The sequence below is a fragment of the Vibrio hannami genome, from assembly GCF_029589055.1.
GTDB lineage: Bacteria > Pseudomonadota > Gammaproteobacteria > Enterobacterales > Vibrionaceae > Vibrio > Vibrio hannami.
Genome location: NZ_JARQZP010000002.1, coordinates 67439 through 90000 on the forward strand (window position 1 = coordinate 67439; position 22562 = coordinate 90000).

The 22562-nt window shown below is 44.4% G+C and carries 11 protein-coding genes, 3 tRNA genes, 3 rRNA genes and 1 riboswitch (1 of these 18 cut by a window edge); of the genes, 6 read left to right on the plus strand and 11 right to left on the minus strand.

Annotation, left to right across the window (positions count from 1 at the left end; translation table 11 throughout):
- Window positions 1–7 precede the first annotated feature (7 nt).
- Window positions 8–1999, minus strand: a complete 1992-nt coding sequence (gene csrD, locus P7F88_RS01320) for an RNase E specificity factor CsrD (RefSeq protein ID WP_277821563.1) — start codon at window positions 1997–1999, stop codon at window positions 8–10.
- 167 nt (window positions 2000–2166) lie between these two features.
- Window positions 2167–2709: a single-stranded DNA-binding protein gene (locus P7F88_RS01325; RefSeq protein ID WP_277821564.1), complete on the minus strand. Its 543-nt coding sequence runs from the start codon at window positions 2707–2709 to the stop codon at window positions 2167–2169.
- Between the two features lie 416 nt (window positions 2710–3125).
- Between P7F88_RS01325 and P7F88_RS01330 the strand changes: the two genes are divergently transcribed.
- From P7F88_RS01330 to P7F88_RS01350, 5 genes are all read left to right on the plus strand, one after another.
- The gene (locus P7F88_RS01330) at window positions 3126–3500 is read left to right on the plus strand and encodes a cystatin domain-containing protein (protein ID WP_277821565.1); all 375 of its coding nucleotides are present in this window, start codon (window positions 3126–3128) and stop codon (window positions 3498–3500) included.
- 263 nt (window positions 3501–3763) lie between these two features.
- On the plus strand, window positions 3764–4399 hold the full coding sequence (locus P7F88_RS01335; RefSeq protein ID WP_277821566.1) for a response regulator transcription factor: 636 nt from the start codon (window positions 3764–3766) through the stop codon (window positions 4397–4399).
- Between the two features lie 125 nt (window positions 4400–4524).
- Window positions 4525–5397 carry a UTP--glucose-1-phosphate uridylyltransferase GalU gene (galU, locus tag P7F88_RS01340; RefSeq protein ID WP_277821567.1) on the plus strand — a complete coding sequence of 291 codons (873 nt, stop codon included), beginning with the start codon at window positions 4525–4527 and terminating at the stop codon, window positions 5395–5397.
- Window positions 5398–5533: 136 nt separating this feature from the next.
- A complete protein-coding gene (gene uvrA / locus P7F88_RS01345; protein WP_277821568.1) occupies window positions 5534–8359 on the plus strand; it encodes an excinuclease ABC subunit UvrA in 2826 nt (941 codons plus the stop codon).
- Window positions 8360–8417: 58 nt separating this feature from the next.
- A complete protein-coding gene (locus P7F88_RS01350; protein ID WP_277821569.1) occupies window positions 8418–10199 on the plus strand; it encodes a PglL family O-oligosaccharyltransferase in 1782 nt (593 codons plus the stop codon).
- Between the two features lie 31 nt (window positions 10200–10230).
- Here P7F88_RS01350 and P7F88_RS01355 read toward each other — a convergent pair whose 3' ends face one another.
- On the minus strand, window positions 10231–11352 hold the full coding sequence (locus P7F88_RS01355; RefSeq protein ID WP_277821570.1) for a pyridoxal-phosphate-dependent aminotransferase family protein: 1122 nt from the start codon (window positions 11350–11352) through the stop codon (window positions 10231–10233).
- Between the two features lie 158 nt (window positions 11353–11510).
- A riboswitch (Lysine riboswitch) is annotated at window positions 11511–11685 on the plus strand.
- Between the two features lie 125 nt (window positions 11686–11810).
- On the opposite strand from P7F88_RS01355, the gene lysC reads away from it, so the two are divergent.
- On the plus strand, window positions 11811–13163 hold the full coding sequence (gene lysC / locus P7F88_RS01360) for a lysine-sensitive aspartokinase 3 (RefSeq protein WP_422127271.1): 1353 nt from the start codon (window positions 11811–11813) through the stop codon (window positions 13161–13163).
- 153 nt (window positions 13164–13316) lie between these two features.
- Here the strand turns inward: lysC and metH are convergent, their stop codons facing one another.
- The 8 genes from metH to P7F88_RS01400 form a co-directional block, all read right to left on the minus strand.
- The gene (gene metH, locus P7F88_RS01365) at window positions 13317–16994 is read right to left on the minus strand and encodes a methionine synthase (RefSeq protein ID WP_277821572.1); all 3678 of its coding nucleotides are present in this window, start codon (window positions 16992–16994) and stop codon (window positions 13317–13319) included.
- 115 nt (window positions 16995–17109) lie between these two features.
- Window positions 17110–18051 (minus strand): homoserine O-acetyltransferase MetA, encoded by a 942-nt coding sequence (gene metA, locus P7F88_RS01370; protein ID WP_277821573.1) that lies wholly within the window; start codon window positions 18049–18051, stop codon window positions 17110–17112.
- A 159-nt stretch (window positions 18052–18210) separates the two neighbouring features.
- A tRNA-Asp gene (locus P7F88_RS01375) sits at window positions 18211–18287 on the minus strand.
- Between the two features lie 33 nt (window positions 18288–18320).
- A 5S ribosomal RNA gene (gene rrf, locus P7F88_RS01380) occupies window positions 18321–18436 on the minus strand.
- Window positions 18437–18527: 91 nt separating this feature from the next.
- Window positions 18528–21420, minus strand: a 23S ribosomal RNA gene (locus tag P7F88_RS01385).
- Window positions 21421–21757: 337 nt separating this feature from the next.
- Window positions 21758–21833 (minus strand) — tRNA-Ala (locus P7F88_RS01390).
- A 25-nt stretch (window positions 21834–21858) separates the two neighbouring features.
- Window positions 21859–21935, minus strand: a tRNA-Ile gene (locus P7F88_RS01395).
- Window positions 21936–22003: 68 nt separating this feature from the next.
- A 16S ribosomal RNA gene (locus P7F88_RS01400) occupies window positions 22004–22562 on the minus strand; it runs 993 nt beyond the window's last position.
- Together the 16S, 23S and 5S rRNA genes with 3 tRNA genes alongside form the textbook arrangement of a ribosomal RNA operon.

Here is a 22562-nt window from a genome sequence, read left to right on the forward strand (position 1 = left end):
CTTTCCTTTAATATTTCTTTCGCCAACGATTTCTTCGACCTATTTGAACCAAAGGGGCTTCCGGCTTTGGAATAATTTGCTTCTCAACCTGAAACAGCCTTCCCTGCCCGCCATCGACGCCTAATTCAACTAAAGCTCTCCACTCTCGACCGGTTTCAACACCGACAGCAATAACTTTAGTCTTAGATTTATCACAAGCACCAACAATGCTTCTTATAAATAACTGATTTTCTTGACGTTGCTCTATTTTTTTTACTAGACTCCGATGCAGTTTTAAATAATCGACATTGAGATCTTTTATATAGTGAGTACTGGTGATCGTTCTACCAGCCTGGCCAACAATGACAGTACAGCCAGAACCTGAAATCATTTTAACTACAGGTCGCATAAAATCGAGGTGTTTAACCAGCGTACCCTCTGTAAATTCAAAACTGAGAGACTGACGCATTTCTGAAGTTAACTGAAGCAGCTCATCCCTTAGCCAACGAAAGTGGTTTTTATCTTTGAATGGCAAAACATTCATGTTGATAGAGTAACATGAGAGAAGTTGTGATTCTTTTAATTGCTTAAAAATAGTTTTAAAAACTAGCCTATCTAGCTGCATCTCGTAACCAACTAGCTCGACCGCCGCCATAAAACGCGACGCTTTTAAAATTCCGACGCCATCATCATTTATTCTGCTAAAGAGCTCACTGTGCAGAAAACTGGTCTCATTTGTTTTGGGATCAATTAAATAGCAAGGTTGTTCAAAAATAAGTAAGTCTTCTTTTTGAAATGACTTATCAAATAGCGTACGCCAACGCACAGTACCTCTGGAGTCACTAGATTTAACTTTTTTCTGGAAGCGACTCCAGGTATTTATATTTTGCAACTGAGCACTTTTTAACGCGGTTTCTGCTTCACCCAGTATATGTCCACGTCGCTCACCTTCTGAATAATAAGTGATACCGATATGACACCAATTGTCTTTTTCGAGCGGTTCAATAGGCTTAATTTTCTCAAGCTGGCGAATACACTGATTGGCAAGAACAGAGATATCCTTCTCCGTTTGATGCGGAATTAAAACTGCAAAATCAGACTCGTAATAACGAGAAAACACTACATCGGGGAAACGTTGGGCAATATTAGAAATTATGCGACCAACTTCAATAATAAATTCATCTGCTATCGTTTTTTCAGAATTTTCGTACGCGTTGTCCCAGTCATTTATCCGGAACAACATCATCCCACCCGTTGCACCGCTTTCCTGAAGGGCTGATTCCAGTTTACTGTCAAATAACACCCGGTTCGCCGCCCCGGTCAATTGGTCAAGGAAGGTGTGTGATCGAATAAAGGTATCGAACCGACTACGCTCTTGCCTAGCATCTCTTAGCTCTTCAATAAGCACATCCAATGCCTGGCTGGCTGTATATGGCCACTCTTGTTCATCGCCTTTGGCATGCTCTTCAACTCTTCCGGCCAGCAGCATCCTTCCCCTTTCCTCGAGAAGTTCACTCCCTTTCAACTGCCGTTTTAACCATCTAACACCTTGAATCAAGAATAAGATAACAATCGCTACAGCTAGTGATATCGACGAAAGCGTACTCAGAGAGTAGCCTGACTCCAAATAAGGAGGAAGTACCATCATCTCCAGCGTAATTCCCTGAGACTTTTCTAATGAATATTGTTTTGAAATCAGGCGGGATTTTTCAATCGTAGGCTGCTCATCTCTGAAGTGATATAAATGGCCTTCATCCGAAGTTACGATCAGCTCAGTAATATGGTTGGACTGCAATAATTTAGGGAGCCAAATATCAATATTATCCGCGGTAGATTTATTGGCCAGCTCCTTATCGATGACGCTAACCAGGCTTTCTAGGCTGTTGTTTAAGTACTCTTGCCCCACGCGCTTAAAAGAAAGCGTTCCACCTACAAATAACACAAACATGGCGCTTATCACCATAACCGTGATAAATGCCGTTAGGCGCGTGCTTAGCTTTAGAGTTGGGGTATATCTCATGACTGACAAATTCCTTTTGTCACACAATGCATATAGGTAATTATTGCCGCTTATTGGCAAAATATGAATAGTATCAACGGATAATGTCGATACTTTTCTCCCAAACTACAAAAAAAGCTCCTTATTTGGAGCTTTTTATAATAATTAGATCTGATTAAACGGAATCATCAGAACGGAATATCGTCATCAAAATCCATTGGAGGCTCGTTATACTGTGGCTGAGCTTGCTGCGGTGGTTGCTGTTGTGCAGGCTGCTGCGTTTGTTGCATAGGCTGTTGCTGAACAGGCTGCTGCGGCTGTCCCCAACCACCTTGTTGCTGCTGACCACCCATAGCCGGGGCGCCTTGCCCCTGCTGGCCACGGCCACCAAGCATCTGCATAGTGCCGTTAAAACCTTGTACTACAACTTCTGTAGTGTAACGATCCTGTCCACTTTGATCTTGCCACTTACGAGTCTGTAACTGACCTTCAATGTAAACCTGAGAGCCTTTGCGAAGGTATTCACCAGCGACTTCCGCTAGCTTTCCAAACAGAGCAACACGGTGCCATTCCGTTTTTTCACGTTGTTCACCTGTTGCTTTATCGCGCCAGGTTTCAGATGTAGCAACAGTGATATTTGCTACCGCACCGCCACTAGGCATATAGCGAACTTCAGGATCTCCGCCCAAGTTGCCTACTAAAATTACTTTGTTCACGCCGCGACTAGCCACGTTCACCACCTTTTAATTTAATTTCAAACACTTAAACAATGAGTACAACATTGTTCTCTTTATCGATAAGACAAGAATACTCATTTCCGTCGATTCTAACAAATCTTGCGGTCACATTGGAGCTGATATTTTAGTTTCATTATTTATAGATTACAGCCTTTATATCACTCTTTTCAATTGCAGCTCTCATCCTCTAATGATCGTTATCTGAAATCCATTGCTTCATCTGGTTATCTCCTTCGCAATCTTAGATTTCATTGCTAAATAGTGTGACATTCACAGGTATATAATGTCCGCCAAACAGCTAACAACACTTAATCTATCATTATGATTTAATTCATAAATATCACAAATTAATTATATGTGAATCATGAGTATCTAAGATAGCGATGACATGAAACCAAAAAGAGGCAATCATGAAAAAGATATATATTTCGACACTCTGTTTATTAGCTATGGCAGGGTGCAGCAACGTGAACAATAAGGCTAATGTTTCTGCGAGTGATATTAAAAGCGCTGTGTGCAGCAATCAAAATCTTGCGGGTGGATGGGCACAGAGCAAGCTCAATTCAGAATCAAAAGAAGCTTTGAACTTTGCCCTGAAATCAGTAGGAATCGATCCTTCACTGGTCAAAGTTCTTTCTGTGCGTTCTCAAGTAGTCAATGGCATGAACTACGCTATTGATTTTAAAGATCAGAACGATGAAATCTATCATGCTGTGGTTTACCGCTCCCTGAAAGGAAAGATGAACCTGAACCAGCCAGTGCAGCAAGGAAAAATCTGTCCATAGTTCTAAGGCTTTTAATTGCAAACCGCCTTGTGACATTGTCGGAGGCGGTTCTTTTTCTAATAAATAAATGCTTCTTTAGCTAAATGTGAGTTTCAACAAAAATGCGAACAACGACATCAACACAAATGTCTGTTTAGCAATTAATTACTTAGAATCTGGAAACACAACGCAGATTTCACTTTCTTCCACCTAATCACATTTCACCCATACACAATTCCGTTTCTAATAACACGATAAATAACTAGTGCTGTGAGAATCTGCCAATGCTTAACGGAAACAAAATTGTCTATCTGCAACCTCACCCTTCAAAAGAGATTACAGAGTCTGATATCGACATTCTTGCCAGAAAGCATTTTGAAACTGTACTTTCCAGTACACTTCCAGATGTAGGAGAAACAGAAAAGGTCGCTGATAGTCTTCTTATTGTCAATTATCTTGCTATTCAAGACTCTGAAATCAAAGAAGCTGTACTGCCTAAAATCAGAAATAGCAGGACAATTATTATAAATGCACCAGAGTCAGAACAAACATCCAGGCTGCTGAGCCTTGGACATATCCGAGGCTTTTTTCTTAGAGGTGAGAAACCAGACACATTTTTGGCCGGTATAGAAACCATAAAAGGCGGTGGATTTCATATGCCTGAGCCAATATGCGCCCAATTACTCCGCTATTATCAATCCGTTTTACTTCGCCACACAGAGCCTCTGTTTACCAATTTAACGCAAAGAGAGATAGAAGTTTTGCAATACCTGAAGGAAGGTGTATCCAATAACAACCTTGCAGATCAACTATTTGTAAGTGAACACACCGTAAAGTCTCACCTGTACAAAATATTCCGAAAACTGAAGGTTAAAAACAGAACTCAGGCGATAGAGTGGGCACATAAGTTTCTTCCATGAGCTAAAGGAAAAAAACACGTTAAGTTTTCGAAAGATGTGCACACCTTAATTTCCCCTGTCATATTATTATGCTACCGTTTAGATACTTACGGAGAACAACACATAATAAATCAAGGGTTTAAAAAATGATCAAAAAATGTCTTTTCCCTGCAGCTGGTTATGGCACACGATTCCTGCCAGCTACAAAATCTATGCCTAAAGAAATGATGCCAGTGGTAAACAAGCCTCTAATCGAATACGGCGTAGAAGAAGCTATTGAAGCAGGTCTAGACGGTATGTGTATCGTTACTGGTCGAGGCAAGAACTCTCTGTTCGACCACTTTGATATCAACTTTGAACTTGAACACCAAATCAGTGGTACTAACAAAGAAGATTTGTTGGTTGATATTCGAAATATCATGCACTCATCGCAATTCACCTATATTCGTCAAAGAGAGATGAAAGGTCTGGGTCATGCGATTCTTATGGGCCGTGAACTGATTGGTGAAGAACCATTTGCAGTAGTTCTTGCAGATGACCTTTGCATCAACGAAGACGGCGATGGTGTACTGGCTCAAATGGCAGCACTATATAAGCAGTTCCGTTGTTCAATCGTCGCGGTCGAAGAAGTACCTGAAGATGAAACCCATAAGTACGGTGTTATAGCTGGCGAAATGATCAAAGACAATATCATCCGTGTAGATGATATGGTGGAGAAACCAGAAAAAGGTACTGCACCAAGCAACCTTGCGATTATCGGTCGTTATATTCTGACTCCAGATATCTTTGAGCTGATTGAAAATACCGAACCTGGTAAAGGCGGTGAAATCCAAATCACTGACGCGCTACTAAAACAAGCTAAGTCTGGTTGTGTTCTAGCGTATAAGTTCAAAGGTAAACGCTTCGACTGTGGTAGTGTTGATGGTTATATTGAAGCAACGAACTACTGCTACGAAAACATCTACAAAAAAGATGCTCAAAAAACTGAACTTGATAAGCACTCAACAGTAAAAAACTGATGCTTTTCGACTAATACACTAGGATAAGCTGCCAGATGGTAGCTTATTTTTTACTGTTTTTTTATCCAGTATTTTCTTTGCTCTTATTTCAAGCTGTGCGATACTTAGCTCACTGATTGTAAAGTGAGCATAGAGAATGGAACAAATAGAAGTTAGAGGCGCTCGTACTCATAACCTTAAAAATATAAATCTAACGATACCTCGCGACAAACTTATTGTAATTACAGGCCTTTCAGGCTCTGGTAAGTCATCACTCGCATTCGATACTCTCTATGCTGAAGGTCAGAGGCGTTACGTAGAATCACTTTCTGCTTACGCAAGACAATTTCTATCCTTAATGGAAAAACCGGATGTAGACCATATTGAAGGTCTTTCACCTGCTATATCTATCGAGCAGAAATCCACCTCTCATAACCCGCGTTCTACTGTGGGCACAATTACTGAAGTCTACGATTACCTGAGACTACTATATGCTCGTGTGGGTGAACCTCGATGTCCAACTCATCATGTACCGCTGGCAGCACAGACTATCAGCCAAATGGTAGACAAAGTTCTGGAACTATCAGAAGGTTCAAAGATGATGTTGCTCGCTCCTATTGTGAAAGAACGAAAAGGGGAGCACGTAAAAACACTGGAAAACCTGGCTGCACAAGGATTTATCCGCGCAAGAATCGATGGTGAAACCTGCGATCTGTCCGATCCACCAACTCTGGAATTACACAAAAAACATACTATAGAAGTGGTCGTCGATCGCTTTAAAGTCCGAAGCGATCTGCAACAGCGATTAGCAGAGTCCTTTGAAACAGCAATCGAGCTATCTGGTGGAATAGCTGCCGTATGTTGGATGGATGATAAAGAGAAAGAAGATATTATCTTCTCGGCTAACTTTGCATGTCCACACTGTGGATACAGCATGCAGGAGCTAGAACCACGGCTATTCTCGTTCAATAACCCAGCGGGGGCTTGCCCTACCTGTGACGGATTGGGTGTTCAGCAGTATTTTGATGCTGACCGAATTGTTGTTGATGAAAATCTAAGCATCGCCGAAGGTGCCATCAAAGGCTGGGATCAGAAAAACTACTACTATTTCCAAATGCTCTCTTCCCTTGCAGAGCATTACGGATTTGACCTATTTGCTCCCTATAAAAGCTTACCGAAAAAAATTAAAGACGTGGTCATGAAAGGCTCAGGCAGAACTGAAGTCGAGTTTAAATACGTCAATGATCGTGGCGATATGCGAGTTAAGCGTCACCCGTTTGAAGGAATTCTTAACACACTCGAGCGTAGATATCGTGATACTGAATCTAACGCTGTACGTGAAGATCTGGTTAAGTACATTTCTACAAAAACCTGTGCTACGTGTGATGGAACCCGCCTTAGAACAGAAGCACGAAATGTGTTTATTGGTGAGACCGCGCTACCTTCCATTGTAGAAATGAGCATCAGTGATGCGATGGACTTTTTCCAGACTCTGGAGCTTACTGGTCAGAAAGCTCAGATCGCTGAAAAAGTCATGAAAGAGATCAATGATCGTCTGCACTTCCTTGTCAACGTAGGTCTTAATTATCTTAACCTATCCCGTAGTGCAGAAACGCTATCTGGTGGTGAAGCTCAGCGTATCCGACTAGCTAGTCAGATAGGTGCAGGACTGGTGGGTGTAATGTATGTACTGGATGAACCATCTATTGGTCTCCACCAGCGTGATAACGAGCGGCTTCTAAAAACTCTGAATCACTTAAGAGATCTTGGCAATACTGTGCTGGTTGTTGAACATGATGAAGACGCTATTCGCTCTGCCGATTACGTCATTGATATCGGTCCTGGAGCTGGTGTTCATGGGGGAACTGTTGTTGCAGAAGGAACAATGGATGAAATAATCAGTAACCCAGATTCACTTACAGGACAGTATCTTAGTGGTAAACAGGCGATTGAGATACCACAAGAACGCACACCGATTAACCCCAAGAAAATGGTTGAACTTGTGGGCGCATCAGGTAATAACCTAAAAGATGTAAATTTATCGCTACCAGTTGGCTTGTTCAGCTGTATTACCGGCGTATCCGGCTCAGGTAAATCAACCCTGATAAACGATACCTTCTATAAGATCGCGCATACAGAACTGAACGGCGCGACAACGGCAGAAGCTTCACCTTATAAAGCAATAAAAGGGCTGGAGCACTTCGATAAAGTTATCGATATTGACCAGAGCCCGATAGGTAGAACGCCACGATCTAATCCTGCCACATACACGGGGATCTTTACTCCAATTAGAGAACTGTTTGCTGGCACACAAGAATCTCGCTCGAGAGGCTACAAACCAGGTCGATTCAGCTTCAATGTCAGAGGCGGCCGATGTGAGGCGTGTCAGGGTGACGGTGTGATAAAGGTAGAGATGCACTTCTTACCGGATGTATACGTTCCATGTGATGTTTGTAAAGGTAAACGCTACAACCGCGAGACATTAGAAGTACGCTACAAAGGCAAATCCATTGACGAAGTGCTGGAAATGACGGTTGAAGATGCAAGAGAGTTCTTCGATCCGGTTCCAGTTATAGCTCGAAAGCTACAAACACTAATGGATGTTGGCCTATCTTACATTCGTCTGGGCCAGGCAGCGACCACACTTTCCGGGGGTGAGGCTCAACGAGTAAAACTCTCGAGAGAGCTATCCAAAAGGGATACAGGTAAAACACTTTATATCCTGGATGAGCCTACAACAGGTCTGCACTTCCACGACATCAAACAGTTACTCGCAGTGCTACACAGACTACGTGATCATGGCAATACTGTTGTGGTTATCGAACATAACCTTGATGTAGTAAAAACTGCCGACTGGATTGTTGACCTGGGACCAGAAGGTGGAGATGGTGGCGGGCAAATCATTGCACAAGGAACTCCTGAAGAAGTATCAAAAATTGAAGGTTCTCATACCGCTAGATTCCTGAAACCTATGCTGAAATAGGAAAAAAAGGTAAAGTAAGGGCTTAACACAGATATTAAATAAGGATATTTCCACACCCATGGCTATTGTGCATTTAAGCGGGACTAAACTGGAAGCTCAAAGAGTTAAAGCTCCCTTAAACAAGCGATTCATGTACGCCATGGGATTAACCTTCGCCCTTGCGATGCACTTTTACATGCCAAACCCTGGAGGGTTGGGACTTGAGCTACCATTTAACAATGTTACCTGGTTGGCGCTAAGTTTCGCTCTTGGGCTTGGCTTATATCAGACAGCCAGAAATAAAGTTTTCAGATACACAAAGCTTACCATTGCCTTTTTGGTAAGCTGCATAGTCCTTACTCTTCCCGTTATCTATACAAACGCATACCCGGCAGGAGCAATTGAAAGAATCATTGGTTTGTGGGCAGGCTGGTTGCTGTTTTTTGTTTTACAACAGTTCTCTCTAAGTAACAGGCACAGACAACGACTACTCTGGTTTATTGTACTGGCTGTTGTTATCCAATCTGGAGTTGGATATGTACAGTATTTTAGTACGCAGATTGGTAACTTGATTGGCTTTAACCTAAGCAGTACACCTCCTACTGGTATCTTCAATCAACCGGATGTTATGGGAAGCTTTTTAGCAACAGGGCTGGTTTTATCGGGGTATCTGTTAGCTAGACAACAACAGAAGTACGGGCAAAGGCTCTCTCGAACAACGCTGCTTTATTTAATGCCAGCCATTACAGCTCCGTTAATCGTTGTGTTGGCATCCTTAGCAAGCTGGATAGGCGCGTTAATTGGAGCCATTCTGATACTCCCCTATTTGTATAGATTTTCAACTAAAAGGCGTTTGTTTGGCTGGTCTGTATCTGCATTGACGGGGGTTGCTACTGGTATTCTTCTTAGTATATCGACCGGAAGCACTGACAAAATATTAGATGGCACGGACTTGAGTCAGGGAAAAAGTACTTCTTTTGCTCAGTCTATGGATATGCTCATAGAAAAGCCGTTTACCGGCTATGGTTACGGGCGATTTGAATCGGAATACATCATATATACAGCCAGGCAACATCAGTTAAATTCTTCATATCCTCCTGGTGAAGCTTCTCTAACTCATCCGAACAATGAGGTTTTTTATTGGGGAATTGAGGGTGGAATCCTTGCTTTGTTTGGAATAGCCGTAACCATTATTTTTGTAGTAGCCAAACTATATTCAGTCAGAAAAGGGACTCGTTTAGCGATTTTAGGCCTGTTTGTCCCAATAGTTATCCATTCTCTATTTGGTGGCCCATTTTATTATTCGGCAATTCACTGGATAACTTTTATCGTCATGCTGTATTGGCTTGACCAACGCTCCGCTAACTACAAGAACTATCATTTTTCCAGACTAGCTAGATTCAGCTTAAGGCTAAACAGTATTGCTTTACCGCTCCTAACAACAATTTTTATGTGCACTACGCTTCATAGCAATTATATTCTGACAAAATTTGAAAACTCTTCTCCGAAAGACACGGAGAAACTTGAGAGCGTGACTAATAAGGTTGTTTGGAAAGAAAGGCTTGAGTCCGATATCTACCACTCGTACCTTAAGTTAGGTCTTGTTAACTTCGACCCAAAGATGATTCAGCCTTACATCGATTGGTCTATTACACTAATCAAACACAAACCTCGAATTGACCTGTATAAGAACCTTATTCTGGCTTATCTAGGAATAGGGGAAGATATTAAAGCAGAACAAATTAGAACCGAAGCCCAATACCTATTCCCAGAGGTTGATTTTTCAGAAGTTGAATTAAGTCATCGTCCAGATAATGCTGCCGATCTTAATCAAACTACAGAAATACTCATTGAACAGTAGGAGGTAAAGTTACCTCCTACGCTCAAATTAGTTACTGTGTCAGTACCTCTTCCAATGCTTTTAAACACAGTGATACGTTTTCGTTTCTGGCAGCATACCCCATAAGCCCAATACGCCAGGCTTTACCAGCTAATGCTCCTAACCCAGCCCCAATCTCAAGATTGTATTCATTTAACAAACGGGCTCTAACAGCGGCGTCATCGGCACCTTCAGGAAGATATACTGCGTTTAGTTGTGGCAAACGATACGGCTCTTCCACAACGAACTTCATTCCAAGACGCTCAAGACCTGCTTTTAGTTTATCGTGCATTTCCGCATGTCGGGCCCAGGCATTCTCTAAACCCTCATTTTTTAGCATAAGCAGAGCTTCATGAAGCGCATAAAGGCTGTTTACTGGAGCTGTATGGTGGTAACTACGCTTACCTTCGCCGCTCCAATACCCTAATACTAGGCTTTGATCCAGGAACCAGCTTTGCACGGGAGACTGTCGGCTTTTTATTTTCTCTACTGCTTTTTGCGAAAAAGTCAGTGGTGACAAACCAGGAACACAGGAAAGACACTTCTGACTCCCCGAATACACAGCATCTAGCCCCCACTCATCAACTTTGAGCGGCACACCCCCTAGTGAGGTTACAGTATCAACTATGGTCAAAACACCTCTCTCTTGTGCCAGAGCTGCGAGTGCTTGCGCATCGCTCTGCGCCCCCGTCGATGTTTCTGCATGAACGAAAGCAAGAACCTTTGCATCAGGGTTAGCATCTAATGCTTCTTTTACTTTGGCGACTGAAACAGGAGCTCCCCACTCGTCATCAACAACGACAGCTTCTCCACTGCAGCGCACAACATTTTCACGCATACGTTCGCCGAAAACACCATTACGGCAAACAATGACCTTATCTTCAGCTTCAACCAAATTCACAAAGCACGCTTCCATACCAGCGCTACCCGGAGCTGAAACAGCAATTGTAAATTCGTTCTCCGTCTGAAATACATACTTTAGCAACTGCTTTAGCTCATCCATCATATTGATGAATAGCGGGTCTAAGTGACCTACAGTTGGTCTGCTAAGGGCTTGTAAAACCTGTGGCGAAATATCTGACGGACCAGGGCCCATCAGGGTTCTTCTTGGAGGGTTAAAACTTTGAATTGTCATTGGTGATCCTTGTTTATTATATTTTCTGTAGAGCCTAGTTAGATTAGAACATTTCTACCACCACCACAATTCAGCTCAGATATAGTGAATATTTTTTAGCTAAATATTCATTTTATCGATTGACTTTTATGCACTAAAAACGTTCAATAAAAAGGCATTTATGCAGAAGAGGAGCATTGCCCAGGCAGGTGTTTAGTGGAGCCACAACTCCAAGACTATTCACTCAGGGGGAGCAATGCCGAGATAAGTAATTCGTTGTTGGCGAGTATTTGTCGGGTAGTCAGGCTGAATCCTGCTAACTGTCACCACACATGGTGAAGAGCTTCTGAGGTATACGCATCATATCTTTGCCTTCCTCTGCTCTGTGACTCTCTCTTCAAAATGTTATCGCTATTTAGGTCCTATTATTTCGGGTCCGGTAGCTCGAGTTTTGTATTAAAAGTTTTGGAGAAATGCCTGTGAGCGCATTCAATGTTGCTAAATTTGGTGGTACCAGCGTTGCAAACTATGAAGCAATGAGCCGCTGTGCCGCTATTATCGAATCAAACCCGGACACTAAGCTTGTCGTTATTAGTGCCTGTTCTGGCGTAACAAATCTATTGGTTGAGCTGGCTAATGGCGTTCAGGAAGAAGAGCGTCGCCAGGAAATCGTTGCTCAGCTAGAACAAATTCACTATTCAATTATCAAGGAGTTGAAGGATCCTGCTGAGACAAAAGAAGCCGTTGCTTCACTTTTAAAAAGTGTCGCATCAGCAGCAGAAGCTGCTTCATTCCAGAGCAGTGAGAAGCTGACTGACCACATCGTTGCTTACGGTGAGCGCATGTCTACTCATATCCTTACTCAGATTATGAACGAGAAAGGATTAGAAACTGTTCGCTTTAATATCCGCGATATCATGCGTACTAACAGCGCATTTGGTAAGGCTGAGCCAGAGCTGGAAACCATCTCAAAGTTAGCTGCAGAAAAGCTTACTCCCCTATGTCAGGAGAAGTTTGTTGTGACTCAAGGGTTTATCGGCTCTGATGAAGAAGGGGCGATCACAACCTTTGGTCGTGGCGGCAGTGACTACAGTGCTGCGCTAATTGCAGAAGCTGTTGAGGCCGCTGGTTTGCAAATCTGGACGGATGTTCCAGGTATCTATACAACAGATCCAAGAATAGCGCCAAAAGCTTCTCCTATCCCGGAAATTAGCTTTAGTGAAGCATCAGAAATGGCAAACTTCGGTGCAAAAATTCTACACCCTTCAACTCTTGTTCCTGCTCTTCGTCATGGTATCCCAGTATTTGTAGGCTCCTCTAAAGAACCAGAAAAAGGCGGAACATGGGTTAGACAAGAAGCTGAAAGCTCACCGCTTTTCCGTGCTGTAGCACTTCGTGGTAACCAGACGATGATTACCCTTCGCAGTGCGAATATGTTCCAGACCTACGGCTTCCTGGCTAACGTTTTCCAGATTCTTTCTGACCATAAGATTTCAGTAGACCTAATTACCACATCCGAAATCAGTGTTTCTTTAACACTAGATCAGACCAACACTGCAGGCGGAGCTCCTGAACTACCGAAAGAAGTTCAGCAGGAACTAGAAGAGCTATGTACTGTAGAAGTTGAGCAAGGCTTATCTCTGATTGCTCTTATTGGTAACAATATGAGCCAGGCAAGAGGTTATGCTAAGAAGGTATTCGGTACACTTGAAGACTTTAACCTGAAGATGATTTGTTATGGAGCAAGTGCTCATAACCTATGCTTCCTTCTTGAGGAGTCTGAGGCAAGAAGAGCTGTTCAGAGGCTTCATTTGGAGTTGTTTGAGGGGTAAATTAACACTTTGATCGTCATCCCGGAAATTGCCTAAGCAATTATCCGGGATCTATCTATACCATATAACGAGATGAGATATTAGCGATCACCTAACTACACACGTAAATCAGATTCCTGCCTTCGCAGGAATGACAGACACTTCGTTATTCTTCTACAAATTAGGCGTTAACCATTTCTCAGCTTCTTCTACACTCCAGCCTTTTCGCTGCGCATAGTCTTCTAGCTGATCTTGCTGAATCTGAGCAACCGCAAAGTACTTAGACTCCGGATGAGAGAAATACCAACCGGACACAGATGCCCCAGGCCACATTGCGTAGCTGGAGGTTAGCTGCATTCCGATCTTATTTTCCACATCGAGAAGATCCCAGATAGCTTGCTTTTCCGTGTGTTCAGGACACGCTGCATAACCCGGAGCCGGGCGCATACCCTGATAGTTTTCTCTTATCAGTTCTTCATTGGTAAATGACTCATCAGGAGCATAGCCCCAGTACTCTTTACGAACTTTCTCGTGTAAATACTCAGCGAATGCCTCTGCTAATCTGTCTGCAACAGCTTGAACCATTATGGCATTGTAGTCGTCACCTTTGGCTTTAAACTCATCAGCAAGCTCACGCTCACCAATTCCTCCAGTTACCGCGAAACAGCCCACCCAGTCTTGTTTATTGCTTGATTTAGGAGCTACAAAGTCCGATAAACAGTAGTTGTAGCCTTTAGGCTTAAGAGTTTGCTGGCGTAAATTGAACAGCACATTTGATACCTCTGTACGAGACTCATCTGTGTACACTTCAATATCATCACCAATATTTGCCGCCGGGAACAATCCACAAATACCGCTAGCTTTGAACAGCTTTTCAGACTCTACTTTATCCAGCCAGTCATTGGCGTCTCTAAATAGCTTCTTCGCTTCTTCACCAACCTCTTCATGATCCAAAATCGCAGGATATTTACCCATCAGCGACCATGTCATAAAGAAAGGTGTCCAGTCGATATAGTTTCTCAGCGTCCCGATATCCATATCTTCGATAATATGTACACCTGGCTTAGCTGGTTGTGGTGGAGTATAAGCTTCCCAGTCTATTGCTACTTTATTGTCACGAGCCTGATCAAGCATTACAGGCTTACTGCGTGGTTTCTTACGGTTGTGCTGTTCGCGAACTTTTTCATAGTCGCGATCCAGTCGCTCAACGAATGCAGGGCGTAATTCATCAGATAGTAGCGAGGTACATACACCAACGGCTCTTGATGCGTTATTCACGTATACCACTGGCTTAGAGTAGTTCTGTTCAATCTTAACCGCGGTATGCGCTTTAGACGTGGTTGCTCCACCAATCATCAGCGGAATATCAAAGCCCTGGCGCTCCATCTCTTTAGCGACATGGACCATCTCATCAAGAGAAGGGGTAATAAGACCGGATAAACCGATAATATCTACATTCTCTTCTTTAGCAACTTTCAGAATCTGTTCACAAGGAACCATTACGCCAAGATCGATGATTTCGAAGTTGTTACATTGAAGAACAACCCCTACGATGTTTTTGCCAATATCGTGAACATCGCCTTTCACTGTCGCCAAAAGAATCTTACCGTTCGAGCTGCCTGATTGTTTTTCAGCATTGATATACGGCTCGAGGTGAGCAACCGCCTGCTTCATCACTCGGGCAGACTTAACCACCTGAGGAAGGAACATCTTACCTTCGCCAAACAGATCGCCTACTACGTTCATACCATCCATCAGAGGGCCTTCAATTACCTCTAGTGGTCTGGACGCTTTTTGGCGAGCTTCTTCAGTATCTTCGGTGATAAATTCGGTAATGCCTTTTACAAGTGCATGCTCCAGTCGCTTTTCAACCGGCCAGGTACGCCACTCAAGGGCTGATGCATCATCTTGTTTTCCTACCGCTTTCTCAAGATACTCTGCCGCTATCTCAAGCAGATTTTCAGTTGAGTCATTGTGGCGGTTAAGAACGACATCTTCTACCGCATCACGTAATTTTTCAGGAACGTTATCGTAGATCTCTAACTGACCCGCATTAACGATACCCATATCCATACCATTCTTAAAACAGTGGTAAAGGAATACGGCATGAATCGCTTCGCGAACATAGTTGTTCCCACGGAAGGAGAAGGATACGTTGGAAACACCACCAGAAATCATCGCATGTGGAAGGTCTCGTTTAATATCCGCAACCGCGTTGATAAAGTCGACAGCGTAGTTGTTATGCTCTTCGATACCTGTTGCTACCGCAAAGATATTGGGGTCAAAAATGATATCTTCTGGTGGGAAACCAACTTCGTCAACCAGGATATTGTATGCATTGGTACAGATCTCGAGCTTACGCTCACGCGTATCTGCCTGACCGACTTCGTCAAAGGCCATCACGATAACCGCAGCACCATAGCGGCGAATCAGTTTTGCCTGCTCAATAAACTTCTCTTTCCCTTCTTTTAAAGAGATAGAGTTAACGATACCTTTGCCCTGGATACATTTCAGGCCAGCTTCTATCACTTCCCATTTGGAAGAGTCCACCATAATAGGGACTTTCGATATCTCTGGTTCAGAAGCACAAAGGTTGAGGAATCGAACCATACAGGCTTCAGCATCCAACATCCCTTCATCCATGTTGATATCGATGATTTGGGCACCATTTTCAACCTGCTGTCGGGCGACTTCTAGCGCTTCATCATAAAGCTCTTCTTTGATAAGACGCTTAAAACGAGCGGAACCTGTTACGTTTGTTCTCTCACCGACGTTAATAAACAGAGAGTCTTTGGAAATGCTTAGTGGCTCAAGTCCTGATAAACGGCATTCAACCGGAAGCTCCGGTAACTGGCGAGGCTTTTTGCCATCAACAATTTCGGCAATTGCGCGAATATGATCCGGAGTTGTACCACAGCACCCCCCGACAATATTTAGGAAACCACTATCAGCCCACTCACCAATGTGTTCCGCCATATCTTCCGGAGAAAGGTCATATTCACCAAAAGCATTTGGTAAACCTGCGTTAGGGTGCGTAGATACATAGGTTTCAGAGATACGCGACATTTCTGCGACATATTGACGCAGTTCATCAGGGCCCAAAGCACAGTTGAGGCCAAACGAAATAGGATTCACGTGACGCAGAGCGTTATAGAATGCTTCTGTAGTTTGACCAGAAAGAGTACGTCCAGATGCATCTGTAATGGTACCCGAGATCATAACAGGGAGCTTAATGCCAAGCTCCTCAAATACGCTATCTACTGCAAACGCACACGCTTTCGCATTAAGCGTATCGAAAATGGTTTCTATAAGTATAAGGTCTGAGCCACCTTTGATAAGAGCACGAGTCGACTCAGAGTACGCCTCAACAAGCTGGTCAAAAGAGACATTACGATACCCGGGATCATTAACATCTGGCGAAATTGAACAAGTACGATTAGTCGGGCCAAGCACACCCGCAACAAAACGCGGCTTCTCGGGAGTTTTTGCCGTCCATTCATCTGCAATCTTTCGCGCTAGCTTTGCTGACTCATAGTTAATCTCTTCACTAAGGCTTTCCATTTCATAGTCAGCCATAGCGATAGTTGTAGCGTTAAAGGTGTTGGTTTCAAGAATATCTGCACCCGCTTCGAGATAAGCATCGTAGATCTCTTCAATGACCTTAGGTTGCGTTAAAGAGAGCAGGTCATTGTTACCTTTAAGGTCACATTGCCAATCGGCAAAACGTTCACCTCTGTAGTCGGCTTCTTCCAGCTTATACCCTTGAATCATGGTACCCATAGCACCATCTATTATCAGGATTCTTTGTTTAAGCTGCTCTTCTATTATTTGTCGGATGTTGCTTGCGGCCACAGTGTCTACTTCCTAAATATATTTATTCTCTGGGCATCCTATCACAAGGAGTAAAAGCCCAGATGTTGATTATTCTGCATGTCTTAGTTGAAGAAATTTAATAGTAAATATTAAATCACTCATCAACTGTAAAGTTATCTTCAGAGAAATGTTCCAGATCGTATGGTGTCTGCTGGTAAACGCAGTAGTTTAACCAGTTTGAGAATAGCAGATGCCCGTGGCTTCGCCAGCTGGCTATAGGCCTGTTATCTGGATTGTCATTAGGATAGTAGTTAACCGGAATTGCCGGATCCATGCCTTCGCCAAGATCTCTGACATATTCATTGTGCAATGTATGAGAATCATATTCAGGATGGCCGGTTACAAACACATTACGCTTATCTTTAGTCGCTGCCAGATAAACTCCCGCCACATCAGAAACAGCAAGAATATCTAAGTCTGTATGCTCTTCCAGAAACTCCGGTGAAAAATCGGCGTAACGGGAATGAGGAGCCAGGAAGGTATCATCAAAACCTCGAAGAATTGGATGATACTGATGCTGAATCTGATGATAGTAAACCCCTGATAGCTTTTCCTTTCTGGTCTTCTTTGGCAAATCATAGAGAAGCTTGAGGCCTGCTTGAGCAGCCCAGCAAACAAAAAGGGTAGAAGTAACATGCTTCTTAGCCCAGTTCATTATCGTCTCGAGATGATCCCAGTACAGCACATCTTCAAACTGCACCAAACCAAGAGGCGCACCAGTAATAATCAAACCATCGAAGTTACGATCCTTCACCATCTCAAATTGACGATAAAAGGTATCCAGGTGTTCTGTCGGCGTATTCTTACTAGGGCGGTTATCAATCCGTAAAAGCTCAACATCAATCTGCAAAGGACTGTTTGATAACAAGCGTAAGAACTGAGTCTCTGTCTCAATCTTTTTAGGCATCAAGTTGAGAATTAAGACCTTTAGTGGACGAATTTCCTGTGTAGAGGCTCGCGACTCTGGCATAACGAAGATATTTTCATTACGCAATACATCGGATGCAGGTAATTGATCGGGAATCTTAATAGGCACAACTCTTCTCCATAAGCTATCTAGACGTCTATACACCCAATTTAGCTTATGAAGAGAACCATGTCGAGTAAAATGTGATCTATATTGTAGGTGTTCTCAAATCTATTATTTTCGACAGACGAAAAAAAGCCTTGTCTTTCGACAAGGCTTTAGAAGAAGTGGCGGAGCGGACGGGACTCGAACCCGCGACCCCCGGCGTGACAGGCCGGTATTCTAACCAACTGAACTACCGCTCCGCACTGGTTAGACTATAAGAGTCTAAATTTAAAGCCTGGCGATGTCCTACTCTCACATGGGGAAGCCCCACACTACCATCGGCGCTATTGCGTTTCACTTCTGAGTTCGGCATGGAATCAGGTGGGTCCACAACGCTATGGTCGCCAAGCAAATTCTTTAATTCGGAAAGCTGTTTCTATGTTCTCTACACATTCAATTCTGTTCTTGGCTCTGAGTCCACAAAACCCTTTGGGTGTTGTATGGTTAAGCCTCACGGGCAATTAGTACAGGTTAGCTCAACGCCTCACAACGCTTACACACCCTGCCTATCAACGTCGTAGTCTACGACAACCCTTTAGGACGCTTTAAGCGCCAGGGAGAACTCATCTCAAGGCTCGCTTCCCGCTTAGATGCTTTCAGCGGTTATCGATTCCGAACTTAGCTACCGGGCAATGCCATTGGCATGACAACCCGAACACCAGAGGTTCGTCCACTCCGGTCCTCTCGTACTAGGAGCAGCCCCTTTCAATTCTCCAACGCCCACGGCAGATAGGGACCGAACTGTCTCACGACGTTCTAAACCCAGCTCGCGTACCACTTTAAATGGCGAACAGCCATACCCTTGGGACCGACTTCAGCCCCAGGATGTGATGAGCCGACATCGAGGTGCCAAACACCGCCGTCGATATGAACTCTTGGGCGGTATCAGCCTGTTATCCCCGGAGTACCTTTTATCCGTTGAGCGATGGCCCTTCCATTCAGAACCACCGGATCACTATGACCTGCTTTCGCACCTGCTCGAATTGTCATTCTCGCAGTCAAGCGGGCTTATGCCATTGCACTAACCTCACGATGTCCAACCGTGATTAGCCCACCTTCGTGCTCCTCCGTTACGCTTTGGGAGGAGACCGCCCCAGTCAAACTACCCACCAGGCACTGTCCTCACCCCAGATAATGGGGCTAAGTTAGAACATCAAACATACAAGGGTGGTATTTCAAGGATGGCTCCACACTATCTGGCGACAGTGTTTCAAAGCCTCCCACCTATCCTACACATGTAGGCTCAATGTTCAGTGCCAAGCTGTAGTAAAGGTTCACGGGGTCTTTCCGTCTAGCCGCGGGTACACTGCATCTTCACAGCGATTTCAATTTCACTGAGTCTCGGGTGGAGACAGCGTGGCCATCATTACGCCATTCGTGCAGGTCGGAACTTACCCGACAAGGAATTTCGCTACCTTAGGACCGTTATAGTTACGGCCGCCGTTTACCGGGGCTTCGATCAAGAGCTTCGACACAAGGTCTAACCCCATCAATTAACCTTCCGGCACCGGGCAGGCGTCACACCGTATACGTCATCTTACGATTTTGCACAGTGCTGTGTTTTTAATAAACAGTTGCAGCCACCTGGTATCTGCGACTCTCAATAGCTCCAAGAGTAAATCTCTTCACCGTCGAGAGCGTACCTTCTCCCGAAGTTACGGTACCATTTTGCCTAGTTCCTTCACCCGAGTTCTCTCAAGCGCCTTGGTATTCTCTACCCGACCACCTGTGTCGGTTTGGGGTACGATTCCTTACAATCTGAAGCTTAGAGGCTTTTCCTGGAAGCATGGCATCAATGACTTCACACCCGTAGGTGCTCGACATCGTGTCTCAGCCTTAAAGAGAGCCGGATTTACCTAACTCTCAAGCCTACGCACTTGAACCTGGACAACCGTCGCCAGGCCCACCTAGCCTTCTCCGTCCCCCCATCGCAATTGTAAGAAGTACGGGAATATTAACCCGTTTCCCATCGACTACGCCTTTCGGCCTCGCCTTAGGGGTCGACTTACCCTGCCCCGATTAACGTTGGACAGGAACCCTTGGTCTTCCGGCGAGGAGGTTTTTCACCCCCTTTATCGTTACTCATGTCAGCATTCGCACTTCTGATACCTCCAGCAGCCCTTACAGACCACCTTCAACGGCTTACAGAACGCTCCCCTACCCCGCTAGCAAATGCTAGCAGCCGCAGCTTCGGTTTATTACTTAGCCCCGTTACATCTTCCGCGCAGGCCGACTCGACTAGTGAGCTATTACGCTTTCTTTAAATGATGGCTGCTTCTAAGCCAACATCCTAGCTGTTTTAGCCTTCCCACATCGTTTCCCACTTAGTAATAATTTGGGACCTTAGCTGGCGGTCTGGGTTGTTTCCCTCTCCACGACGGACGTTAGCACCCGCCGTGTGTCTCCCGGATAGTACTTACTGGTATTCGGAGTTTGCAAAGGGTTGGTAAGTCGGGATGACCCCCTAGCCTTAACAGTGCTCTACCCCCAGTAGTATTCGTCCGAGGCGCTACCTAAATAGCTTTCGGGGAGAACCAGCTATCTCCAGGTTTGATTGGCCTTTCACCCCTAGCCACAAGTCATCCGCTAATTTTTCAACATTAGTCGGTTCGGTCCTCCAGTTGATGTTACTCAACCTTCAACCTGCCCATGGCTAGATCACCTGGTTTCGGGTCTATATCCAGAGACTGAGCGCCCAGTTAAGACTCGGTTTCCCTACGGCTCCCCTAAACGGTTAACCTTGCCACTGAATATAAGTCGCTGACCCATTATACAAAAGGTACGCAGTCACCCCACAAGGAGGCTCCTACTGCTTGTACGTACACGGTTTCAGGTTCTATTTCACTCCCCTCACAGGGGTTCTTTTCGCCTTTCCCTCACGGTACTGGTTCACTATCGGTCAGTCAGTAGTATTTAGCCTTGGAGGATGGTCCCCCCATATTCAGACAGGATATCACGTGTCCCGCCTTACTCGATTTCACGTAAAAGGGTTTGTCGGTTACGGGGCTATCACCCTGTATCGCCAAGCTTTCCAGCTTGTTCACCTGAACCATTAAACGCTTAAGGGCTAGTCCAATTTCGCTCGCCGCTACTTTCGGAATCTCGGTTGATTTCTTTTCCTCGGGGTACTTAGATGTTTCAGTTCCCCCGGTTCGCCTCATTAACCTATGTATTCAGTTAATGATAATTGCTTATGCAATTGGGTTTCCCCATTCAGGAATCGCTAGACTCAAGTGGTTTTTACTACCTCATCTAGCGCTTATCGCAAGTTAATACGCCTTTCATCGCCTCTGACTGCCAAGGCATCCACCGTGTACGCTTAGTCACTTAACCATACAACCCCAAAGAGTTTCGAAGAAACCTTTAAGATTGTTTAATCAAACAACCAAAGTTGTCTGCAATTATTTAAACATGATGCAGACACGATTTTGCCGGACTCAAATATGAATACTTACTTAAAAAGTAAGATTCCCAAGAACACTTGAATGTGTGTTGGTACCTACATCTTTAAAAGACATAGGATTTGAGAACTTTTAATTGAATAACAACGCATATCAATTGATATGGGGATTGTTGTTATTCGTCAGCTTTCCAAATTGTTAAAGAGCAAAGATGTCATAAACAATGAAACCATTTTTAAATATTCTCATGTGAAAACACTTCAAGATGATGGTGGAGCTATGCGGGATCGAACCGCAGACCTCCTGCGTGCAAGGCAGGCGCTCTCCCAGCTGAGCTATAGCCCCATCTGTATTTTCTATGAAGAAAAATTGGTGGGTCTGAGTGGACTCGAACCACCGACCTCTCGCTTATCAGGCGAACGCTCTAACCACCTGAGCTACAGACCCACGTTTGCTTCTTTACTTTCTAAACCTAATCAATCTGTGTGGACACTAATCAACAACAATCTTATCGTTAAGGAGGTGATCCAGCCCCAGGTTCCCCTAGGGCTACCTTGTTACGACTTCACCCCAGTCATGAACCACAAAGTGGTAAGCGTCCCCCAGAAGGTTAAACTACCTACTTCTTTTGCAGCCCACTCCCATGGTGTGACGGGCGGTGTGTACAAGGCCCGGGAACGTATTCACCGTAGCATTCTGATCTACGATTACTAGCGATTCCGACTTCATGGAGTCGAGTTGCAGACTCCAATCCGGACTACGACGCACTTTTTGGGATTCGCTTACTCTCGCAAGTTAGCCGCCCTCTGTATGCGCCATTGTAGCACGTGTGTAGCCCTACTCGTAAGGGCCATGATGACTTGACGTCGTCCCCACCTTCCTCCGGTTTATCACCGGCAGTCTCCCCAAAGTTCCCACCCGAAGTGCTGGCAATTAAGGATAAGGGTTGCGCTCGTTGCGGGACTTAACCCAACATTTCACAACACGAGCTGACGACAGCCATGCAGCACCTGTCTCAGAGCTCCCGAAGGCACACCTGCGTCTCCGCTGGCTTCTCTGGATGTCAAGAGTAGG

What these genes read in the sequence shown, in the direction of transcription:
- uvrA (WP_277821568.1), top strand. Translation starts at nt 5,534, where the DNA reads ATGGAACAAATAGAAGTTAGAGGCGCTCGTACTCATAACCTTAAAAAT.
- csrD (WP_277821563.1), bottom strand. Translation starts at nt 1,999, where the DNA reads ATGAGATATACCCCAACTCTAAAGCTAAGCACGCGCCTAACGGCATTT.
- P7F88_RS01355 (WP_277821570.1), bottom strand. Translation starts at nt 11,352, where the DNA reads ATGACAATTCAAAGTTTTAACCCTCCAAGAAGAACCCTGATGGGCCCT.
- P7F88_RS01350 (WP_277821569.1), top strand. Translation starts at nt 8,418, where the DNA reads ATGGCTATTGTGCATTTAAGCGGGACTAAACTGGAAGCTCAAAGAGTT.
- P7F88_RS01335 (WP_277821566.1), top strand. Translation starts at nt 3,764, where the DNA reads ATGCTTAACGGAAACAAAATTGTCTATCTGCAACCTCACCCTTCAAAA.
- galU (WP_277821567.1), top strand. Translation starts at nt 4,525, where the DNA reads ATGATCAAAAAATGTCTTTTCCCTGCAGCTGGTTATGGCACACGATTC.
- P7F88_RS01330 (WP_277821565.1), top strand. Translation starts at nt 3,126, where the DNA reads ATGAAAAAGATATATATTTCGACACTCTGTTTATTAGCTATGGCAGGG.